Genomic DNA, 19742 nt, shown 5'->3' with positions numbered 1-19742 from the left:
GCGGGGCTACAGGCCCTGACGCGAGTTCTCGTTGCGCGACTGCCCGGCCATGTCCGAGTTCGGTCGCGCCTCGGCGACCAGCGCCGGGATGACCTCCCCCAGCTCCGCCGGATCCCAACGGGCGTTCTTCGACACCCCGGGGCCCGCCACCCAGGTCTCCGCGACGCTGATCGAACCGCCGTGCACATTGAAGATCCGGCCGGTGATGCCGTCGGACTCCGGCGATCCGAGCCAGACGACGGTCGGCGAGATGTTCGCCGGTGCGGCGGCATCGAAGCCGGTGCGTTCCTTCTCGGCCTCCATCGCAGCGACGAAACCCTCTAGGCCCGCGGTCATCTGGGTGAGAGCGGTGGGGGCGATCGCGTTGACGGTGACGCCGAGCCGGGCCAGCTCGTCGGCGAGGATCACGGTGAACGCCGCGATGCCCGCCTTCGCGGCGCCGTAGTTCGCCTGCCCGATGTTGCCGTACAGGCCCGAGGGCGAGGAGGTGTTGATGATGCGCGGGTGCGCGACAGGGGTGCCCGCCTTGTGCTGCTCCCGCCAGTACGACGCCACGTGCTGCGACGGCGCGAACGTCCCCCGCAGGTGCACGCGCATGACGTCGTCCCACTGATCGACCGTCATGTTGACGAACATCTTGTCGCGGAGGATGCCCGCGTTGTTGACGAGCACGTGCACGGTGCCGAACGTGTCGATCGCGCTGCGCACCAGCCGGCCTGCGCCGTCGAAGTCCGAGATGTCGTCCTTGTTCGCGATGGCCTCGCCGCCGAGCGCCTTGATCTCCTCGACGACCGCCTCGGCGGGCCCGAGGTCGTTGACGACGACCTTCGCTCCCTGCCTGGCGAACTCGAGCGCGTGCTCACGGCCGATGCCGCCCGCGGCGCCGGTCACGATCACGACGCGTCCCTCGTTGATGCCCATCCGTGCAACTCCCTCGCAGCTTGTCGGTCAGTCCCTCGGCCAGCTGAGACCCTGTCGGTCCTCGATCTGTTCGTTCAGCCGCCGCAACAAGGTAACCAGATCCCGTCGATCCTTCTCGTCCCAATCGGCGACGAGGGAGTTGATGCCGTCGACGTTGTGCTGCCGGTCGGAACGCAGCGCGCGCAGTCCGCCCTCCGTCGGCCGGAGTTTCCTCGCCGTGCCGCCCTGCGGGTCGGGAATTCTCTCGGCCAGTCCCTGCCGGACGAGCGCGGCGGTCTGCCGGTTGATCGTCGAGACGTCGAGGCCGAACGAGTCCGCCAGCTCCTTCAACGTCATCGGCTCGCCGATCTCGAGGCGACTCAACAACAGATACGCGGATCGGTCGAGCGCCTGCTGTTCCAGCCATCGCTTGGTCACCAGGGTGGTGTGGCGGGCCATCAGCGTGATCTCGCGCTCCAACCCGCGACCCGGGTCGATCTCCTCGGATTCCATCGGGGTCATCCTCGCATCACGCCGCCATACTCCCACCGATTGTGCACGATACATACGATGTGTACCGTACACATCTATTGCTTTCTTCGAACTCGATCAGCGCATAGAACACAAGAGAAGAGGTCCGTCGTGACCATTGCTGCCGACAGCGCGACGCGGCGCACCCGCTCCTCCACCTGGATCCTCGCCACGCTGGCGTTCTCCGGCATCGTGGTCTCGCTCATGCAGACCCTCGTCGTGCCGCTGATCCACATCCTGCCCGAGCTGTTGAACACCTCGGCCTCCACCGCGTCCTGGGTCATCACCTCCACCCTGCTGGCCGCGGCCGTCGTCACGCCGGTCTCGGGCCGCCTCGGCGATATGTTCGGCAAGCGGCGAATGATCCTGGTCAGCATGGCTTTCCTGGTCGCGGGATCGGTGGTGTGCGCGCTGAGCGAGACCGTCCCCCTTGTGATCATCGGCCGCATCCTGCAGGGCGCGGCGACCGGGGCGATCCCGCTCGGCATCAGCATCCTTCGCGACGAATTGCCCGCCGAGAAGGTGGGCGGCGCGATCTCAGTGATGAGTTCGACGATGGGCGTCGGCGGTGCGATCGGCCTGCCGCTGGCCGCGGCGACGGCACAGAACTTCAACTGGCACATGCTGTTCTGGGCATCCGCGGTGCTGGGCGCCCTGGTCGCGATCGCGGTCGCGATCCTGGTCCCCGAGTCATCCGTCCGCAATCCGGGCCGGTTCGACTACCTCGGCGCGGTGGGGCTCGCGGCCGGCCTCGTCTCGCTGTTGTTGGCGATCACCAAGGGCGCCGAGTGGGGCTGGACCAGTGCGACCACCCTCGGGTTGCTCGCCGCGGCCCTCGTCGTGTTCCTGGCGTGGGGGTTCGCCGAGCTGCGCACAGCAGCGCCCCTCGTCAACCTCCGGGTGTCCGCCTCCCGACCGATCCTGCTGACCAACCTGGCCTCGGTCATGACCGGATTCGCCATGTACGCAACGTCGTTGACGGTTCCGCAGCTGCTGCAGTCACCGCCGGAGACCGGCTACGGACTCGGCCAGTCGATGGTCATGGCCGGGCTGTGCATGGCGCCCGCAGGCATCGTGATGATGCTGCTCTCGCCGGTCTCGGCCCGCATCACCAACCGGTACGGCCCGCGGACGACCCTGATGGTCGGCACCGTCGTCATCGCCGTCGGCTACCTGATCGGCGCCGTGCTGATGAACGAGGTCTGGCAGATCGCGCTCGTCTCGACCATCATCGGTGCGGGGATCGGCGTCGCGTATGCGGCCATGCCCGCCCTGATCATGCGCTCGGTCCCGCTGCACGAGACGGCGGCCGCGAACGGCCTCAACTCCCTGATGCGGATGGTCGGAACGTCCTTCGCGAGTGCCGTGATGACCGTGGTGCTGGCCAACATGACCATGTCGTTCGGCCCGGCCCTTGTGCCGACGCACCGGGCGTTCGTGGTGACATTCCTGATCGGCGCCGCGGCCGCGTTGCTGGCGCTGCTCATCGCGGCCTTCATCCCGCGTCGGGTCCCCGCGTCCGTCGTTGCCCCCACGCCGGCCGCGGACCTGGAGCCCGAACCGGCTCGCTGAGCACCGCGCCCGAGGTCCCGTAATAGAGCCCGGCCGCCCCACCGAGTGCTTACGATGTGTGCGTGGCCACCGTCATCGCCGGGCAGGCCGCACGGTCTGCCCGACGAAGCACTGTCGCAAGGACCGGTCCACGTGTGGGACACGTGCCGGGTCGATGGCTCGTGGTCGCGTGTGCCGTGGTGGTCGCGGCGTGTTCGAACGGACAGGAGACCCAGCCGCGGCCCCTGGCGCTGGACCGGGTGATCTCCGACGGCCGGTTGCCCTGGACCGACCGCCTGCTACCCCCGCAGATCCCGACGGTCGTCCCGCCCGGTCCGCCCGGCGCCGACCTCCCGAACGCGGACGCAGGCGTCAGCGTCTCAGGCGATCGCGTCGGTCTGTACGGCGGAAGCCTCGACCGGGTCCTGTGCGACCGGGAGCGGCTGGTCGCAGACCTCGAGAGCGATCCGGTCAAGGTGGAGGCCTGGTCCGGCGTGCTCGATGTCGACGACGTGCGGAGCTACGTGCGCACCCTCACGCCCGTGCTGCTGCGCGCGGACACGAGGGTGACCAACCACGGCTACAGCGGACAGCGCGCGACGTCGTATCAGTCGGTCCTCGAAGCCGGGACCATCGTGCTGATCGACGACCACGGAACGCCGCGGGTCCGATGCGCGCGGGGAAGCCCGCTGAGCGATCCGCGCTCGAGTTCGGAGCCTGCCGCGGCGGAGGACGAGTGGCCCGGCTACGACGCCGAGCGACTACTGCTCGTACAACCCGCCCAGCAGCCGATGGCGCAGGTCACGGTCGTGGACCTGACGACCGGCGGCCTCGCGGCCGTACCGATCGGGGCGGGACCCCAGCAGCCGGCGGATCGGCCCGGCGCGCTGCCCCCGATGCCACCCCCGGGCCCGCCCCCGCCGCCTCCGCCCGCGGCACAACTAGAGCCGCTCGCGGTCGCGCCGCCACCCGTCCAGAGACAGGCGCCCGCTCCGGCGCCCGAGCCACCACCACCGGCGCCCGCACCGCCCCCACCCGCGCCGGAACCACCGCCGCCCGCGCCCGCGCCGGTTCCCGCGGCCCCACCCCCACCGCCGCAGATCCAGGTCCAGATACCCGGGCTGCCGCCGCTGGTGATCCAGGTGCCCTGATCCCTACGGTCTACAGAGCTACGACAACACCTCGACGAGGGTCGTCTCGGTGTCGCCGATCATGTACTTCTCGATCGCGTCGAGGTGCTTGCGCCAGAACTCCTGAGCGGCGGTGGCATCGCCCTCGCGCAGCAGCCCTAGCAGCTTGAGATAGGCGCGATGCGCCGCACGGGCGGCGGGACGCTCGTTGCCGCCGCCATGCGAGGCGATGAAGAGGGCGTTGTGTGCATCGATGATGTGCACCAGCATCCCGCCGAGCACCGCGAGCGTCTGGTTTCCGGCGAGGTCGATGAGCGCCTGGTGGACATCGACGTCGTGGCGGGCGAACCCGGCGGAGTCCTCCACGAGGTCGGCACCCGCCTCGATCAGTTCCGCGAAGGTCGCGAGTGCCTCGCCGCGGTTGCCCTCGGCCAACATTCCCACCGCGGACACCTCCAGCGATGCCCGCGCCCGGTACACGTCGATGAGCGGTGTGCCCTGGTACTGCAGCAGCAGGCCGGTGTACCGCGCGGCCACCGATGCGTCGGGCGCCAAGACCCTCGCGCCCCCGTGTGCGCCGCGCAGCACCGTGATGATCGATTCGGATTCGAGGATCCGGAATGCCTCGCGCAGGGTCGGCCGCGACACCCCGAACTGTTCCATGAGCACGGCCTCGTTGGGCAACGGGTCGCCCACGTTGAGTTCGCCGGTGATGATCCGGCGCCGCAGGTTGGCTGCCACCAACTCACCGGCCTTCGGCACCCGGACCACCGTCGACTTCGTTCCGGACGTCACTCGCACCCCTCGCTCCTTTTTGGGTCACGCCCCGCGCTGACCAGGACAGATGACCGACCAAGGGTACAAGAGTTGACCGAATTGCTTGTTAACCACTCTCCCCCGGCTCACCCGACGAGAGATAGGCCCGCTGAACCGCGTCGAGGTCCGCGCCGATCTCGGCGGCCGTCCCCTCCAGCATCACCTGACCGCGGCGCATCACGTACACGCGATCCGCGACCCGCAGGACCTGGCGAACGTGCTGCTCAACCAGCAACACCCCGAGATTCTGGGTGTCCGCGGCCGCCCGCACCACGTCGAGGAGCCGCGCCACGATCTGCGGTGCCAGCCCGAGCGACAGCTCGTCCGCCAACAGCAGCTTCGGGTTCCTGGCCAGCGCCCTTGCCAGGGTGAGCATCTGCTGCTCGCCGCCGGACAACAGGCCGGCCGGTCGCCCGAGCAGCGCGCGCAGTTCCGGGAAGATCGCGCACGCGGCATCGGCCTTGACGCCCGCCAGCCGCAGGTTGTCCGCGGCTGTCAGCCCCATGATCACCGACCGCTCCTCGGTGACATAGCTCAGGCCGCGCCGCGCCAGGGTGGCGAGCGATGCCTTCTTGTCGGAACCGAGCACGGACACTCGGCCCGAGATCGGCGCCAACTCGCCTGCCACCGTCAGCATCGTCGTGGACTTGCCTGCGCCGTTGGCTCCGATCAGCGCCACCACCTCCCCCGAACGCACGGTGATGTCGAGGCCGCGGCACACCACGGTCCCGCCGTAGCCGGCACTGAGGCCCTGGCATTCGAGCACCGTCGTGGACGGCACGGCCTTCTCCTGGGTGGTGGTCATCGTGCTGCCTCCGTCGTGTCGTCTTCTGTGCCCAGGTAGGCGTCGCGAACCGCCGGGCTGGCGGCGATCTCCTCGGGCGTGCCGGCCGCGAGCACCCGGCCGGCTGCGAGCACCACGATCCGGTCACAGGTGGACATCACCAGACCCATGTCGTGTTCGATCAGGAGCACCCCGGCCCCGCGTTGCACGGCCAGGTGCCGAATGGCGACCGCGAGTTCTCGACTCTCTGCGTCGTCCAGTCCGGCCGCCGGCTCGTCGAGCAGGATGACGGAGGGAGCGGAGGCAACGGCGCGGGCGATACCCACCAGCCGGCGCTGGCCGTATGACAGCTCGCTCGGCAGCACGTCCAGGTCGTTCTCCAGCTCGAAGTCCCGCACCACCGCCGATGCACTCGGTGAGAGGGGATGGCGGCCCGGGGTGACGAGGTCGGTGAGCCGGGCGAGCCAGGTGGACTCGTCGGCGCCGGCGTGGATGTTCTCGCCGACCGTGACGTCCTCGAACAGCTCGAGCGACTGGAAGGACCGGCGCAGGCCGCCCTTGGAGCGCCGCGCGGTGGACCAGCCGGTGATGTCCTGGTCCCCCAGCGTGAGCTTGCCGGCCGCGGGGCTGACGAATCCGGTGATGGCGTCGATGACGGTGGTCTTGCCTGCGCCGTTGGGCCCGATCAGGCCCACTACCTGCCCGGGCGCGATGTCGAGGTCGACGCCGTCGACGGCGGTCACACCACCGAACCGGACTGTCAGGCCGCGCACCGTCAGTGGCGTCGGGGTGACCGACCCGGTGGGCGCCTCGTCTGACAGCTCATGTCCACGGCGCTTCTTGCGCGCCAGCACCGCAGCCAGTGCGGGGTTCTTCCGCACCCCGCGGGAGATCATGTCGGCGATGCCGTTCTGGTTGGTGAGCAGGGTGACGATGAGGATCACGCCGCCGAGCAGCGCGGCGATGGCCAAGCCCGACAGCAGCCGGCTGAAGACGGCGCCGGGCGCCATGAGCGAGCCGATGAGGCTACCCGTGACAAACCCGAGGCCGCCGGTCACCGCCTGGACCACGGCGTTGATCGACGCGAACACGTTGAACTCGAGGTAGGTGACGGCGGTGTTGCGCAGGCCGAGGAGGATGCCTGCCACCGCGGCGAGGCCGGACGCGAGCGCGAAGGCGTAGATCTTGACCCCGAACACGCTGATGCCGAGGGAGGCCGCGGCCCGCTCGTTGGTGCGCACGGCGATGAGCCGTCGCCCGGTGCGCGAGCGCCGCAGGTTCGCGACAATCAGACCGCAGACGACCAGCGCCACGAGGCACACCGTCGCCCACCGCTCGGGATGGACACTGGGCGTCACATCGAGTCCGAACAGGCTCAGCTGATGGATCTTCACCGAGCCCTCGAGCTTGTCGCCGGTGAAGGTCGGGTTGTTGAACACCATCTCCTGGATGGTGAACCCGAGTCCGAGGGTGACCACCGCCAGGTTCACACCGCGCGTCCGCAACGCCGGCAGTGCGAACACCACACCGATCGCGATCACCGCCGCCACGCTCACCAGGGCCGCGGGCACCAGTGGCCAGCCGGCCTCGCCGACGAGTCGCGCGGCGAACAGCGCGCCCAGGCCGCCGACGGTGTACTGGGCGAGCGAGAGTTGGCCGGCGAAGCCGGTCAGCACCACGATCGAGAGCAGGAACACCGCCGCGGCCAGGGTCAGTGTCAGCGACCGCAGCCAGTCGCCACCGCCCAGGATGATGCCCACGGCCACCAGGATCCCGAGGACGACGAGCGGCCAGCGGATCTCGCCGGAACCGAGCTTGGGCAGCCGCTCTGAGACATGGCTGCGCAACGGCAGCCCCTTCCCCCGCACCACCAGCACCACCAGGATCACCAGGAACGGCACAGCCCGGTTGACGCCGGTGAGCGTTTCCATCCCGAGCAGATCCCGCAGGTCGTCCTGGTACAGGACGACCAGGCTCTCACCCACGCCGAGCAGCAGGCCGCCGATCAGGGTCAGGGGGAAGGAACGGAAGCCGCCGAGCAGCGCCGCGGCCAGCGCCGAGACCGTCACGATCACCACGAAGGCCGACGGGGTGAGCCCGGTCAGGGGCGCCACCATGATGCCGGCCGCACCGGCAAGGGCGCCGCCGACGGTCCAGGTCAGTGTGGCGAGCCGCTGCGGCGACCAGCCGAGCGCGGCGGCGGCCCGCTCGTTCTCGGCGGACGCGGTGATTGCCAGGCCCACCCGGGTGAAGTTGGTCCACGCCCATAGCGCAGCCGTCGACAGGATCGCGATACCCAGCAGGATCATCCGATCCTGCTGCACCACAACGCCTCCCCAGCGATACGCCTCGTCGGGCAGGAAGGTCTTCACCCGGATCGACGTACTGCCGTAGTACTGCTGCACCCCCGCCTGCAGGATCACCATCAGGCCGAGGGTGGCGGCCAGCCGGACGATCGGCGCGGCGTTGGCGAGCCACCGCAACACCAGCAGCTGAAATGCCAAGCCGATCAGTCCGGCCACCACGACCGCCACCAGGAAGGCCGGCAGCAGCCCCCAGTGTTGGTCGTGCCGAAGGGTTTCCAGGCATATGTAGGCCCCCACCATGGCGATCGCGCCCTGGGCGAAGTTCACCACTCCGGATCCGCGGTAAACCAGCACGATGCCCTGCGCCAGGAGCGCGTAGGCGGAGCCCGCTCCCAGGCCGAGAATCGCGAACTGCAAGAACTCAGTCATTCGTCAATCTCCATGGTGGGGCGTGAACTAGGCGGTGGGGGTGCGCAGGTCGTACTGCGTGGGATCGGTGACAAGCACGTCACCGTCGAACGACATCTTGTACATCATCGAGTTCGAGATCCGCGGGAAGATCCCGAACTGCTCCACCGCTCCCGGAGTCCAGGCCGGGATCAGGCCGGCCATGTCGATGTCCTTGGCGTTCTCGAATCCCTTCCAGATGTCCGCGGCGTCGATCGTCCGGTTCTTTGCCACCTCGCCGAACGCGCGCACCGACAACCACGGGTTCACCGCATCGCCGGTGAGGTTCTGCAGCTCGAGCTCCTCCTTGCCGGACTTGTCCATGTCCGCCAGGAAGTCCTTGAGGCCGGGGAAGTCCTCGGTGCTCGACGAGGGCGCGGGGGTCGGGCTGGTGTACGTCGAGCTGGTGGCGAAGGTGCCGAGGTCCTGCAGGTCGGCCTGGGTGAAGCCCGCCGTCCCCAGCGCGAAGGTCAGCTTCGACCCGAGCTGCTCGAACGCCTGGGCGATCGGGTTGGCGTCGGTGGCGCCCAGCGCCATGATCACGCCCTGTGCGTCATTGCGCTCGGCCGCGGCGATGAACTGGGTGTAGTCGGTCGCGCCCGCGCCCACCGCCACGTCGTTGACGATCTCGGCGCCCTTCGCCTGTACCGCCGGGGTCAGCAGGCCGACCAGCTGCGCGGTGACCGGCAGGTCGGGACGCATCAGGGAAAGCTTGGTCTTGCCCTGCGCCACCAGGATGTCGATCATCCCGTACAGGTTGAGCAGCGAGCCGGAGAACGGGGTGTAGACATTCGTGGCGGTGAAGTCCGCCATGTTCACCGGGTTCAGCCCGACCCGGGCGATGCCGGCGTCGAACAGGATCTTCGACGTCGCCTCGGACGAGGCCGGCGTGAAGTCTGCGAGGGTCGCGACTGCCCCCTCGGAGACCATCTTGTTCGCGCAGTCGACCTCCTTGTTCGGATCGCCCATGGAGTCGCACTGCAGCAGTTCGAGCGGGCGTCCGTTCACGCCGCCCCGCTCGTTGAATGCGTCGACCGACGCGACCGTGCTCGCGGCGTAGGTGGCGGATCCGAGGCCCGGCGCCTCGATGGGCACGATCTGACCGACCTTGATCGGATCACCGGTCGCGGCGTTGTCGGCCGCGTCTGCGCCGCTGTCGCTGCTACAGCCCGCGGCGAGCAGGCTTGCGGTCGCGAGAGCGGCGATCGCGGGGGCGATTCTCTTGAAGTTCACGGCGCGTCCTTTGCATGTGGGCAGCTTCCATCTCGGACGCCAACGCAGTTCCACCCCGTTGAACTGCGGTTACCCGCTCGCCCTCCGTCGCGGAACCGCGCTGCCGCCCGCCTTGGCTGCAGCGTATGGGAACGCGATGCAAAATATGGCGAACTTCACAAAAATTCAGTTACATGATGAGACGCAATTATCTCCCGCCCAGGTCAGGGCCTCTGCTGGAGATACCAGTCGATCAGCTCGGGGGCGTCGATCGCGCTCCGATCGAGGATCCGGTCCGCGTCGGCGCCCTGGAACATCCGCTTGATCGGCACCTCCAGCTTCTTGCCGGTGCGGGTGTGCGGGACACCGGGCGCCGCGATGATCTCGTCGGGCACGTGCCGCGGCGACGCCTGCTCGCGGATCGTCGACTTGATCCGATCCTCGAGCGCGCCGTCGAGCACCGCCCCGTCCGCGAGCACAACGAACAGGGGCATCCAATACCCGCCGTCCGGCTGCTCGGCCCCGATGACGAGCGCCTCGGCGATCTCGGGCAGGCGTTCGACGGCCTGATAGATGTCGGCGCTGCCCATCCGGATCCCGTTGCGGTTGAGCGTCGAGTCCGAGCGGCCGTGCATCAGCACGCTTCCCCGCTCGGTGATGGTGATCCAGTCGCCGTGCCGCCACACTCCGGGGAAGTCGTCGAAGTACGCGTCGTGGTAGCGCTTTCCGTCGGGGTCGTTCCAGAATCGGATCGGCATGGACGGCATCGGCTTGGTGATGACCAGTTCCCCCACATCACCACGGATGGGCACGCCGCCCTCGTCGTAGGCCTCGAGCGCGACGCCGAGGAAGGGCGCGGACAGTTCGCCCGGCCAGACCGGGACGGTGCGCGCGCCGCCGATGAATGCGGAGACCACGTCGGTGCCACCGGTGATGGAAGCCACCGGCACACCGACGTTCTCGGCGATCCAGAGCGAGGAGGACGCCGGCAGTGTCGATCCGGTGATCCCCACCGTGCGCAGCGCACTCAGGTCGTGGTCGCGACGCGGGACCACGCCCGCCTTCGCGCAGGCGAGCACGTAGCCCGGACTGGTGCCGAGCACGGTGGCCCGGTGCCGCGCGGTGAGCGCCCACAGCGAATCGACGTCCGGGTACCCGGGGTTGCCGTCGAAGCAGACGATGGTGGCACCGACCAGCAGTCCGGCAATCTGGAAGTTCCACATCATCCAGCTCGGGCTGGTGTACCAGAAGAAGGTGTCCTCGGGCCCGATGTCCATCTGCAGGGCAACCGATTTCAGGTGCTCGAGGAGCACACCGCCGTGCCCGTGCACGATCCCCTTCGGCAGGCCGGTGGTGCCCGAGGAGAACACCACCCAGAGCGGATGGTCGAAGTCGACGCCCACCGGTTCGAGCGGCGCCTCGCCCGCGGTCGCCGCGGCCCAGGACAGGACTCCCTCGGGCTCACCGGACTGGGAACCTGCGTCCGCACCGAGCCGCCGCACCAGCACGGTCGTCGTCAGGCTCGGCATCCCGGCCCGCAGTTCCGCGATCGAGTCGCGGCGGTCGTGCAGCTTGCCGCCGAAGCGGTAGCCGTCCGCGGTGATCAGCACCGACGGTTCGAGCTGGCCCAGCCGGTCCAAGGCGGCGGGGGCCGAGTAGTCCTGGCCGCAGGCCGCCCAGATCGCGCCGAGGCTCGCCGTCGCGAGGAAGGCCACGACGGTCTCCGGGATGTTCGGCAGGTAGCCGACCACCCGGTCGCCCGGACCGACGCCGTTCGCCCGCAGGGTCGCGGCCAGCGCACCCGCCTGCCTGCGCAGCTCCGCCCAGGACATGGTGACGTCCTCGGCGGCCGTCTCACCGGAGTAGACGATGGCGGGCCGGTCCGAGCGCTCGTTGCGCAGCACCTGGTCGACGTAGTTGAGCCGGACCCCGGGGAACCACACCGCACCGGGCATCCGGTCCTGCGCGAGCACCTCGCCGACCGGCGTCGCGGACCTGAGCCCGAAGTAGTCCCAGACCGACCGCCAGAAATCGTCGAGATGCTCGACCGACCATCGCCAGAGCGAGTGGTAGTCGGGCACGGACACCGAGTACTCCCGCTCCACCCATGAGGCGAAATCGGTGATCCGGGCGTTCCGCACGTCGTCGCGTGTCGGTTCCCACTGCGGCTGAAGCGATTCCATGCGGTTCGTCCTCTCTCAGTCAGTCTGTTTCGGCCCGAGGTCCTCGGTGAGGACCTCCTGCACCACGCGCATCGCGGCGAGCGCGGCAGGCGCGCCGCAGTACCCGCTGGTGTGGATGATCGCCTCGGTGATCTCCTCGCGGCTCAGGCCGTTCCGGAGTGCACCGCGGACGTGCCCGCGCAGCTCCGATTCCGCGCGCAGCGCCGTCAGCATGCCCAGGTTCAGCAGGCTGCGGTCCCGCCGGCTCAGACCGTCGCGGGTCCAGACCGAACCCCATACCGTCTCGGTGATGTGCCGCTGGATCGCCTCGCTGTCGGTGCCGAGGTCGCGGGTCAACGCGCGATCGACGAAGTCGTCGCCCATCACCTCACGCCGGACGGCGAGGCCGGCGTCGAACCGGCCGCCGCCCTCCCCTTGGCCCTGGCCTGTCACTTCTTCGGGACCCGGATGATCAGGGCGTCACCCTGACCGCCGCCGCCGCACAGCGCGGCCGCGCCGACGCCACCGCCGCGACGCTCCAGTTCCAGCGCCAGGTGCAGCGCGATCCGCGCACCGGACATGCCGAGCGGGTGTCCGACAGCGATCGCACCGCCGTTCACGTTGACCTTGGCCGGGTCCAGACCGAGCTCGCGAGTGGACGCGATGCCGACGGCCGCGAAGGCCTCGTTGATCTCGACGAGGTCGAGATCGGTTGGTGCGATGCCCTCCTTCGCGCAGGCCTTTGCGATCGCGCGTGCGGGCTGCGACTGCAGGGTGGAGTCGGGGCCGGCCACCACGCCGTGCGCGCCGATCTCGGCGATCCAGCTCAGGCCCAGCTCCTGCGCCTTGGCCTTGCTCATCACGACCACGGCGGCGGCGCCGTCGGAGATCGGCGAGGCCGAGCCGGCGGTGATCGTGCCGTCCTTGCTGAACGCAGGGCGCAGCGTGCTCAGCGACTCGACGGTGGTGTCGGCCCGGATGCCCTCGTCCTCGGCGAAGACGATCGGATCGCCCTTGCGCTGCGGGATCTCCACCGGCACGACCTCGTTGTCGAACAGGCCGTTCTTCCAGGCGCGCGCGGCGTTCTGGTGCGAGGCCGCCGCGAACGCGTCCTGCTCCTCGCGGGTGATGTGGGTGGCTTCCTGCTGGTTGACCTGCTCGGTCAGCAGCCCCATCGCCTGGTCGGTGAAGATGTCGTGCAGGCCGTCGTACGCCATGTGGTCACGCATTGTCACGTCGCCGTACTTGAAGCCCTCACGGCTCTTCTCCAGCATGTGCGGTGCGCGGCTCATCGACTCCTGGCCACCGGCGACCACGATGTCGAACTCGCCCGCGCGGATCAGCTGGTCGGCCAGCGCGATCGCGTCGACACCAGAGAGACACACCTTGTTGATCGACAGGGCGGGCACGTCCATCGGGATGCCCGCGGCGACGGCCGCCTGGCGCGCGGGCATCTGACCGGCGCCCGCGGTGAGCACCTGGCCCATGATCACGTACTCGACACTCTCGGGCGCGACGCCCGCCTTCTCCAGCGCGCCCTTGATGGCGATGCCACCGAGATCGGACCCGGAGAAGCCCTTCAGCGAACCGAGGAGCCGACCCATCGGGGTACGGGCTCCGGCGACGATGACAGTGGACTCGGACATCAGCTTGCTGTTCCCTTCACATTTCTCAGCCACTTCGGATTTCTCGGCGACTGAACTGTTCACAACGATTCACTCCGGCGGACGATCGCCTCCGCGTGCCGAAGCACCGGCGCGTCCACCATCTTCCCCTCGAAGGCGAAGACCCCGCGCTCCTCGGACACCGCGGCGAGCACCCTGCGCGCCCAGGCGAGGTCCTCCGCGCTCGGTTCGTAGGCGGCCCGGATCACCGCGACCTGGCTCGGATGGATGGCCACCTTGGCGTCGAACCCGACCGCGACCGCGTCGAGGGACTCCGCGCGCAGACCATCGAGGTCTTTGATGTCGAGGTAGACCGAGTCCAGCGCGAACCTGGCGTGTGCCTTGGCCGCCAGCAGTGAGCCGGAGCGCACGTGCCTGGCCACATCGCGATAGGAGCCGTCGGTGTGGCGGCTGGCGTTCCCACCGAGCGCCGCGACCAGGTCCTCCGCACCCCACATCACCCCGATCGCGTTCGCGACCTGTGCGGACTCGGCAACCGTCAGGGCGCCGAGCGGGGACTCGATCAGGCCGATCACCTGGCGCGGGGCGAGGGAGCGCACCTGTTCCGCCGACTCGCACTTGGGCAGCATCACCCTCGGGTAGCGGGTCTGTAGCAGCGCCTCCAGGTCGAGCGCCTGGTCCTCGGTGCCCGCCGCGTTGATCCGCACCACGGTGCGCTCGGGGTCGAGCGGGGTGTCGATCAGCGCGCGACGTGCGGCCGCCTTGTCCGCGGGGGCGACGCCGTCCTCGAGGTCGAGGATGACGACGTCCGCGGCGGCCGCGGCCTTCGCGTAGCGCTCCGGCCGATCCGCCGGGCAGAAGAGCCAGGCCGGGCCGGGCGGTGTCCACCCCGAGGAGTGACCGGAGTTCGCTGTCATGACGGCCTCTTCCTGACCAGCGTCTTGCGCACCGCGATCGCCACCACGTCGCCGTGCTGGTTCCGCGCGGTGTGCGCCAGGGTGATGATGCCCTCGCCCGGCCTGCTCTTCGACTCCCGCTTGTCGGTGATCACCGTCTCGGCGTACATGGTGTCGCCGTGGAAGAGTGGCTTGGGGAAGGAGATCTCGGAGAACCCGAGGTTCGCGACGATCGTCCCCTGGGTGAGCTGGGCGACCGACAGGCCGACCAGGGTGGACAGCGTGAACATCGAGTTCACCAGCCGCTGGTTGAACGGCGGCAACTGCTCGCTGAACGCGGCGTCCAGGTGCAGCGCCTGAGTGTTCATCGTCAGCGTGGTGAACAGGACGTTGTCCGCCTCGGTGATGGTGCGACCGGGGCGGTGCTCGTAGACGACGTCGGTCTCGAACTCCTCGAACCAGAGCCCGCGCTGGACGACCCTCTTGCGGTCCGGCTGGCTCACAGCCCGGCCTCGCGCGCGATCAGCATCAGCTGCACCTCGGTGGTGCCCTCGCCGATCTCGAGGATCTTGCTGTCCCGGTAGTGCCGGGCGACCGGGTACTCGTTCATGAAGCCGTAGCCGCCGAAGATCTGGGTGGCGTCGCGGGCGTTGTCCATCGCGGCCTCGCTGGCGACCAGCTTGGCGATGGAGGCCTGCTTCTTGAAGGGCTTGCCCGCCAGCATGAGTGCGGCCGCGTCGTAGTACGCGGTGCGAGCGACGTGCGCGCGCACCTCCATCCGCGCGATCTTGAAGGCGATGGCCTGGTTGGCGCCGATCGGCTTGCCGAACGCCTCGCGCTCCTTGGCGTACTTGACCGACTCGTCCACGCAGCCCTGCGCCGCACCGACGCTCAGCGCCGCGATCGCGATCCGACCCTCGTCGAGGATGCGCAGGAAGTTCGCATACCCACGCCCGCGCTCGCCCAGCAAGTTCTCCTGGGGCACCCGAACATCCTGGAAGGTCAGCGGGTGGGTGTCGGAGGCGTTCCAGCCGACCTTGTTGTACGCCGGCTCCGCGGTGAATCCCGGCGTGGAGGTCGGCACCAGGATGGTGGAGATCTCCTTCTTCCCGTTCTCCTTCTCGCCCGTGACCGCGGTGACGGTGACCAGGCGGGTGATGTCGGTGCCGGAGTTGGTGATGAACTGCTTGTTGCCGTTGATGATCCAGTCGCCGCCGTCTTCCTTCGCGGTGGTCCTGGTGCCCCCTGCGTCGCTGCCCGCTCCCGGCTCGGTGAGGCCGAACGCGGCCAGCGCCTTTCCGCTCGTGAGCTGCGGCAGCCACTCCTGCTTCTGCGCCTCGTTGCCGAAACGGTAGATCGGCATCGCGCCGAGCGAGACGCCCGCTTCCAGGGTGATGGCCACGGACTGGTCGACCTTGCCGAGCTCCTCGAGGGCGAGGCACAGCGCGAAGTAGTCGCCGCCCTGTCCGCCGTACTCCTCGGAGAACGGCAGGCCGAACAGGCCAAGCTCGGCCATTCCCGCGACGACCTCGTACGGGAAGGTGTGGTTCGCGTCGTGCTCGGCGGCGACCGGCGCGACGACGGTCTGCGCGAAGTCGCGGACCACCTTCGCGAGCTGCTGGTACTCGTCGGGCAGCGATCCGGAGGAGAGGTAATCGGTCATGACGCGGCGCCCTTCGTTGTCGTCTCTGCGAGTTCGGGTTGTCCTGAGTTATCGGAAGTTTCGGATGCATGTGGGATCACGCGAGCGAGGATCTGGTCGACCTTCACCTGGTCGCCCGCCGCGACGAGCAACTCGACGGTGCCGTCGATGGGCGAGGTCAGCGAGTGCTCCATCTTCATCGCCTCGACCACGACCACCGCGGTGCCCGCGGCGACGGTCGCGCCGTGCTCCACGCCGACCGCGATGACCGCGCCCGGCATCGGGCTGGTGATCTCGGCCTCCCCCGCGTGCGCGTCACCCGTGCGGACGCTGACCTCCCGAACCTCGCGAAGGACCGCGGTCCCGTCGGTGCCCGAGAGCCAGATGTGACCGTCGTGGGCGGCCACCAGGTAGCTCGCCCGCAATCCGTCCACCGCGACGGACAGCGTGGAACCGTCCAATGATGCGGTCAGCCTTCGTGTTTCGCCATCCTCCATCGACACCAGCGCGTCGCCGGGCGTACCGATGATCCGCACGTGGTCGGTGCGGGCAGGCGAGGCGAGCCGGATGCTGGTCGGCGCCGGGGTACCGACCCGCCAGCCGGTCGGTCGCTCCCACAGGTCGGCCTCGGTGCCCTGGGGCCAGCGCGTCAGCCACCGGTAGGCGCCCGCCGCGATGAACTGCGCATCCGAGGCGTCGGCCGCGACATAGTCCTCGAGCCTGCGGTCGAGCAGACCGGTGTCGAGGCGGCCCGCGACGACGTCCGGGTCCGCGAGCAGGAACCGCGCGAAGTCGATGTTGGTGACCACACCGAGCACCGCGGTGTCGGCGAGCGCCCGGTCGAGCTTGCGCAGCGCCCCGGCGCGGTCGGCGGCGTGCGCGATGACCTTCGACAGCATCGGGTCGTAGTCGCTGCCGACCTCGGTTCCCGCCCGCAGGCCCGAATCGATCCGGATACCGGGGCCGGACGGCTCCACGACGTCGAGGACCAGTCCGCCCGTCGGCAGGAAGCCGCGGGCGGGGTCCTCGGCGTAGACGCGGGCCTCGATGGCATGGCCGGTCATGGTGATCTCGTCCTGGGAGATGCCGAGCTTCTCGCCTGCGGCAACCCGGACCTGCCACTCGACCAGATCGAGCCCGGTGACCATCTCGGTGACCGGGTGCTCCACCTGCAGGCGCGTGTTCATCTCCATGAAGAAGAACTCGTCGGGGCGGTCCGCGGAGACGATGAACTCCACAGTGCCCGCGCCGGTGTAGTCGACGCTCCGCGCGGTGTTGCAGGCCGCCTCGCCGATCCGGGCGCGGGTGGCCTCGTCGAGCAGCGGCGACGGCGCCTCCTCGATGACCTTCTGGTGACGACGCTGCAGGCTGCACTCGCGCTCGCCGAGGTGTACGACGTTGCCGTGGGTGTCGGCGAGGATCTGCACCTCGATGTGCCGGGGGCGCAGCACGAACCGCTCGAGGAACAGGGTGTCGTCGCCGAAGGCGGAGGCGGCCTCTCGGCGCGCGCTGGCCAGCGCGTCGGCGAGCTTGTCCGGCTCCTCGACCAGCCGCATGCCCTTGCCGCCGCCGCCCGCGGACGGCTTCACGAGAACCGGGTACCCGATGTCCACGGCCGCGGCGATCAGCTCGGCGTCGGTCAGTCCGGGCCTGGCGATGCCGGGCACCACAGGGACGTCGAACTCGGCCACCGCGTTCTTGGCGGTGATCTTGTCGCCCATCACCTCGATGGCCCGGGCGGAGGGCCCGAGGAAGGCGATGCCCGCGTCCTCGAGGGCGGCCGCGAAGGCCGCGTTCTCAGAGAGGAATCCGTAGCCGGGGTGCACCGCCTGGGCACCCGTCCGCTTCGCCGCGTCGACCACCTTGACGATGTCGAGGTAGCTCTCGCGCGCCGCCGCGGGGCCGAGCAGGACCGCGGTGTCGGCCTCGCGCACGTGTCGCGCGCCTGCGTCCGCCTCGCTGTACACCGCCACCGAGCGGATGCCCATGGCACGCAGGGTGCGGATGACGCGGACCGCGATCTCGCCGCGGTTGGCGACGAGAACGGTGGAAAATTCAGTCATCTCACTCACATCCTGAAGACGCCGTAGGAGACCGGCTCGAGCGGCGCCTGAGCGCACGCCGAAAGTGCCAGTCCTAGAACAGTTCTGGTGTCCGCGGGGTCGATGATTCCATCGTCCCACAGTCGGGCGGTCGAATAGTAGGGGTTGCCCTGTGCCTCGTACTGCGCCCGGATCGGCGCCTTGAAGGACTCCTCGTCCTCGGCGGACCAGGGCTTGCCCGAGGCGTCGAGCTGGTCGCTGCGGACGGTGGCCAGCACCGAGGCCGCCTGCTCGCCGCCCATCACCGAGATCCGCGCGTTCGGCCACATCCACAGGAACCGGGGCGAGTAGGCGCGGCCACACATCGAGTAGTTGCCCGCGCCGTACGAGCCGCCGATCACCACGGTGAGCTTCGGGACGCGTGCGCACGCCACCGCGGTCACCATCTTGGCGCCGTGCTTGGCGATGCCGCCCGCCTCGTAATCGCGGCCGACCATGAACCCTGCGATGTTCTGCAGGAACAGCAGCGGCACGCTGCGCTTGTCGCACAGCTCGATGAAGTGGGCGCCCTTCATCGCGGACTCGGCGAAGAGCACGCCGTTGTTGGCGACGATGCCGACCGGGTGTCCGTGGATGTGGGCGAAGCCGGTGACCAGGGTCTTGCCGTACTCCGCCTTGAACTCCTGGAAGCCGGATCCATTGCCGGCACCGCCGGCGCCACCGTCCACGATCCGGGTGATCACCTCGTGCACGTCGTACGGGGTGCGCGGGTCCGTCGGGACGACGTCGTAGAGCTCCGCCTGCGGCGCGGTCGGCTCGACCGTCGGGATCACGTCCCATGGCCGGTCCGTGCGCGGGCCGAAGGTCGCGACGATCCGCCGCACGATGCGCAGCGCGTCCTGATCGTCCTCCGCGAGGTGATCGGTGACGCCGGAGACCTTCGAGTGCAGGTCACCTCCGCCCAGGTCCTCGGCCGTGACGACCTCGCCGGTCGCGGCCTTCACCAGCGGCGGGCCACCGAGGAAGATGGTGCCCTGGTTGCGCACGATGACGGCCTCGTCGCTCATCGCGGGGACGTAGGCGCCGCCCGCGGTGCAGGAGCCCATCACCGCGGCGATCTGCGGGACGCCCTTGGCGCTCAGGTTGGCCTGGTTGAAGAAGATGCGCCCGAAGTGCTCGCGATCGGGGAAGACGTCGTCCTGGCGAGGCAGGAAGGCGCCGCCGGAGTCGACCAGGTAGAGGCACGGCAGGTTGTTCTGCAGCGCGATCTCCTGCGCGCGCAGGTGCTTCTTCACGCTCATCGGGTAGTAGGTGCCACCCTTGACGGTGGCGTCGTTGGCCACGATGACGCACTCGCGACCGGAGACCCGACCGATGCCGGCGATCACGCCCGCGCCGGGGCACTCGTCGTCGTACATGCCGTTCGCGGCCAGCGGCGAGAACTCGAGGAACGGGCTGCCCGGATCCAGCAGGGTGTCCACCCGCTCGCGCGGCAGCAGCTTGCCCCTGCTCACGTGGCGTTGTCGCGATTGCTCACTGCCGCCGAGCGCAGCGGTCGCGAGCCGCTCGCGCAGCTCGGTCACCAGGCGTACGTGCTCGCCCCGGTTGCGCTCCCCGTCGATGGTCATGTCGTCGCCCTGTCTGCTCAGATCGGTTCGCGGTCAGTTAATTGCCAATAACCGAATCTAAGATAACTAT

Annotated in this window: 16 protein-coding genes; 2 read left to right on the top strand and 14 right to left on the bottom strand. The window is 69.2% G+C overall.

Translation table 11 applies throughout. The features are described 5' to 3' along the window. Positions 1-6 precede the first annotated feature (6 nt). Both JOE46_RS24235 and JOE46_RS24230 read right to left on the bottom strand, forming a co-directional pair. Entirely contained in the window at positions 7-921 is a 915-nt protein-coding gene (locus JOE46_RS24235; RefSeq protein ID WP_209928704.1) for an SDR family oxidoreductase, read from the bottom strand. Positions 922-948: 27 nt separating this feature from the next. Next, positions 949-1413: a MarR family winged helix-turn-helix transcriptional regulator gene (locus JOE46_RS24230; protein ID WP_097211104.1), complete on the bottom strand. Its 465-nt coding sequence runs from the start codon at positions 1411-1413 to the stop codon at positions 949-951. 57 nt (positions 1414-1470) lie between these two features. On the opposite strand from JOE46_RS24230, the gene JOE46_RS24225 reads away from it, so the two are divergent. Both JOE46_RS24225 and JOE46_RS24220 read left to right on the top strand, forming a co-directional pair. Continuing rightward, the gene (locus tag JOE46_RS24225) at positions 1471-3003 is read left to right on the top strand and encodes an MFS transporter (RefSeq protein ID WP_209928702.1); all 1533 of its coding nucleotides are present in this window, start codon (positions 1471-1473) and stop codon (positions 3001-3003) included. A 134-nt stretch (positions 3004-3137) separates the two neighbouring features. Next, positions 3138-4133: a DUF6777 domain-containing protein gene (locus tag JOE46_RS24220; protein WP_307861331.1), complete on the top strand. Its 996-nt coding sequence runs from the start codon at positions 3138-3140 to the stop codon at positions 4131-4133. An 18-nt stretch (positions 4134-4151) separates the two neighbouring features. Here JOE46_RS24220 and JOE46_RS24215 read toward each other — a convergent pair whose 3' ends face one another. From JOE46_RS24215 to JOE46_RS24160, 12 genes are all read right to left on the bottom strand, one after another. Then, entirely contained in the window at positions 4152-4907 is a 756-nt protein-coding gene (locus JOE46_RS24215; protein ID WP_097211040.1) for a FadR/GntR family transcriptional regulator, read from the bottom strand. Between the two features lie 88 nt (positions 4908-4995). Then, positions 4996-5733, bottom strand: a complete 738-nt coding sequence (locus JOE46_RS24210; RefSeq protein ID WP_097211039.1) for an ABC transporter ATP-binding protein — start codon at positions 5731-5733, stop codon at positions 4996-4998. Next, positions 5730-8447: an ATP-binding cassette domain-containing protein gene (locus tag JOE46_RS24205; protein WP_209928700.1), complete on the bottom strand. Its 2718-nt coding sequence runs from the start codon at positions 8445-8447 to the stop codon at positions 5730-5732. The genes JOE46_RS24210 and JOE46_RS24205 overlap by 4 nt, the downstream gene beginning before the upstream one ends. 27 nt (positions 8448-8474) lie before the next feature. Further along, positions 8475-9698 carry an ABC transporter substrate-binding protein gene (locus tag JOE46_RS24200; protein ID WP_179800490.1) on the bottom strand — a complete coding sequence of 408 codons (1224 nt, stop codon included), beginning with the start codon at positions 9696-9698 and terminating at the stop codon, positions 8475-8477. A 203-nt stretch (positions 9699-9901) separates the two neighbouring features. After that, complete coding sequence (locus JOE46_RS24195; RefSeq protein WP_209928697.1) at positions 9902-11860, bottom strand: acetoacetate--CoA ligase; 1959 nt, start codon at positions 11858-11860, stop codon at positions 9902-9904. A 15-nt stretch (positions 11861-11875) separates the two neighbouring features. After that, on the bottom strand, positions 11876-12223 hold the full coding sequence (locus JOE46_RS24190) for a carboxymuconolactone decarboxylase family protein (protein WP_083742898.1): 348 nt from the start codon (positions 12221-12223) through the stop codon (positions 11876-11878). Positions 12224-12288: 65 nt separating this feature from the next. Continuing rightward, a complete protein-coding gene (locus JOE46_RS24185) occupies positions 12289-13485 on the bottom strand; it encodes an acetyl-CoA C-acetyltransferase (RefSeq protein ID WP_097211035.1) in 1197 nt (398 codons plus the stop codon). Between the two features lie 59 nt (positions 13486-13544). Continuing rightward, on the bottom strand, positions 13545-14381 hold the full coding sequence (locus tag JOE46_RS24180; protein ID WP_209928696.1) for a CoA ester lyase: 837 nt from the start codon (positions 14379-14381) through the stop codon (positions 13545-13547). Beyond that, on the bottom strand, positions 14378-14863 hold the full coding sequence (locus tag JOE46_RS24175; protein WP_077040797.1) for a MaoC family dehydratase: 486 nt from the start codon (positions 14861-14863) through the stop codon (positions 14378-14380). The genes JOE46_RS24180 and JOE46_RS24175 overlap by 4 nt, the downstream gene beginning before the upstream one ends. Then, positions 14860-16023, bottom strand: coding sequence for an acyl-CoA dehydrogenase family protein (locus JOE46_RS24170; RefSeq protein WP_097211033.1), 1164 nt, complete (start codon positions 16021-16023; stop codon positions 14860-14862). Before JOE46_RS24170 ends, JOE46_RS24175 begins: the two co-directional genes overlap by 4 nt. Next, entirely contained in the window at positions 16020-18065 is a 2046-nt protein-coding gene (locus tag JOE46_RS24165) for a biotin carboxylase N-terminal domain-containing protein (RefSeq protein WP_097211103.1), read from the bottom strand. The genes JOE46_RS24170 and JOE46_RS24165 overlap by 4 nt, the downstream gene beginning before the upstream one ends. Before the next feature lie 5 nt (positions 18066-18070). Beyond that, the gene (locus JOE46_RS24160; protein ID WP_097211032.1) at positions 18071-19672 is read right to left on the bottom strand and encodes a carboxyl transferase domain-containing protein; all 1602 of its coding nucleotides are present in this window, start codon (positions 19670-19672) and stop codon (positions 18071-18073) included. Between the last annotated feature and the right edge of the window lie 70 nt (positions 19673-19742).

The sequence above is a fragment of the Rhodococcus sp. PvR099 genome, assembly GCF_017833315.1.
Classification (GTDB): Bacteria; Actinomycetota; Actinomycetes; order Mycobacteriales; family Mycobacteriaceae; genus Rhodococcus_G; species Rhodococcus_G oryzae.
The sequence above is the reverse complement of the archived record's forward strand: the minus strand, read 5'-3'. Positions and strand labels throughout refer to the sequence as shown.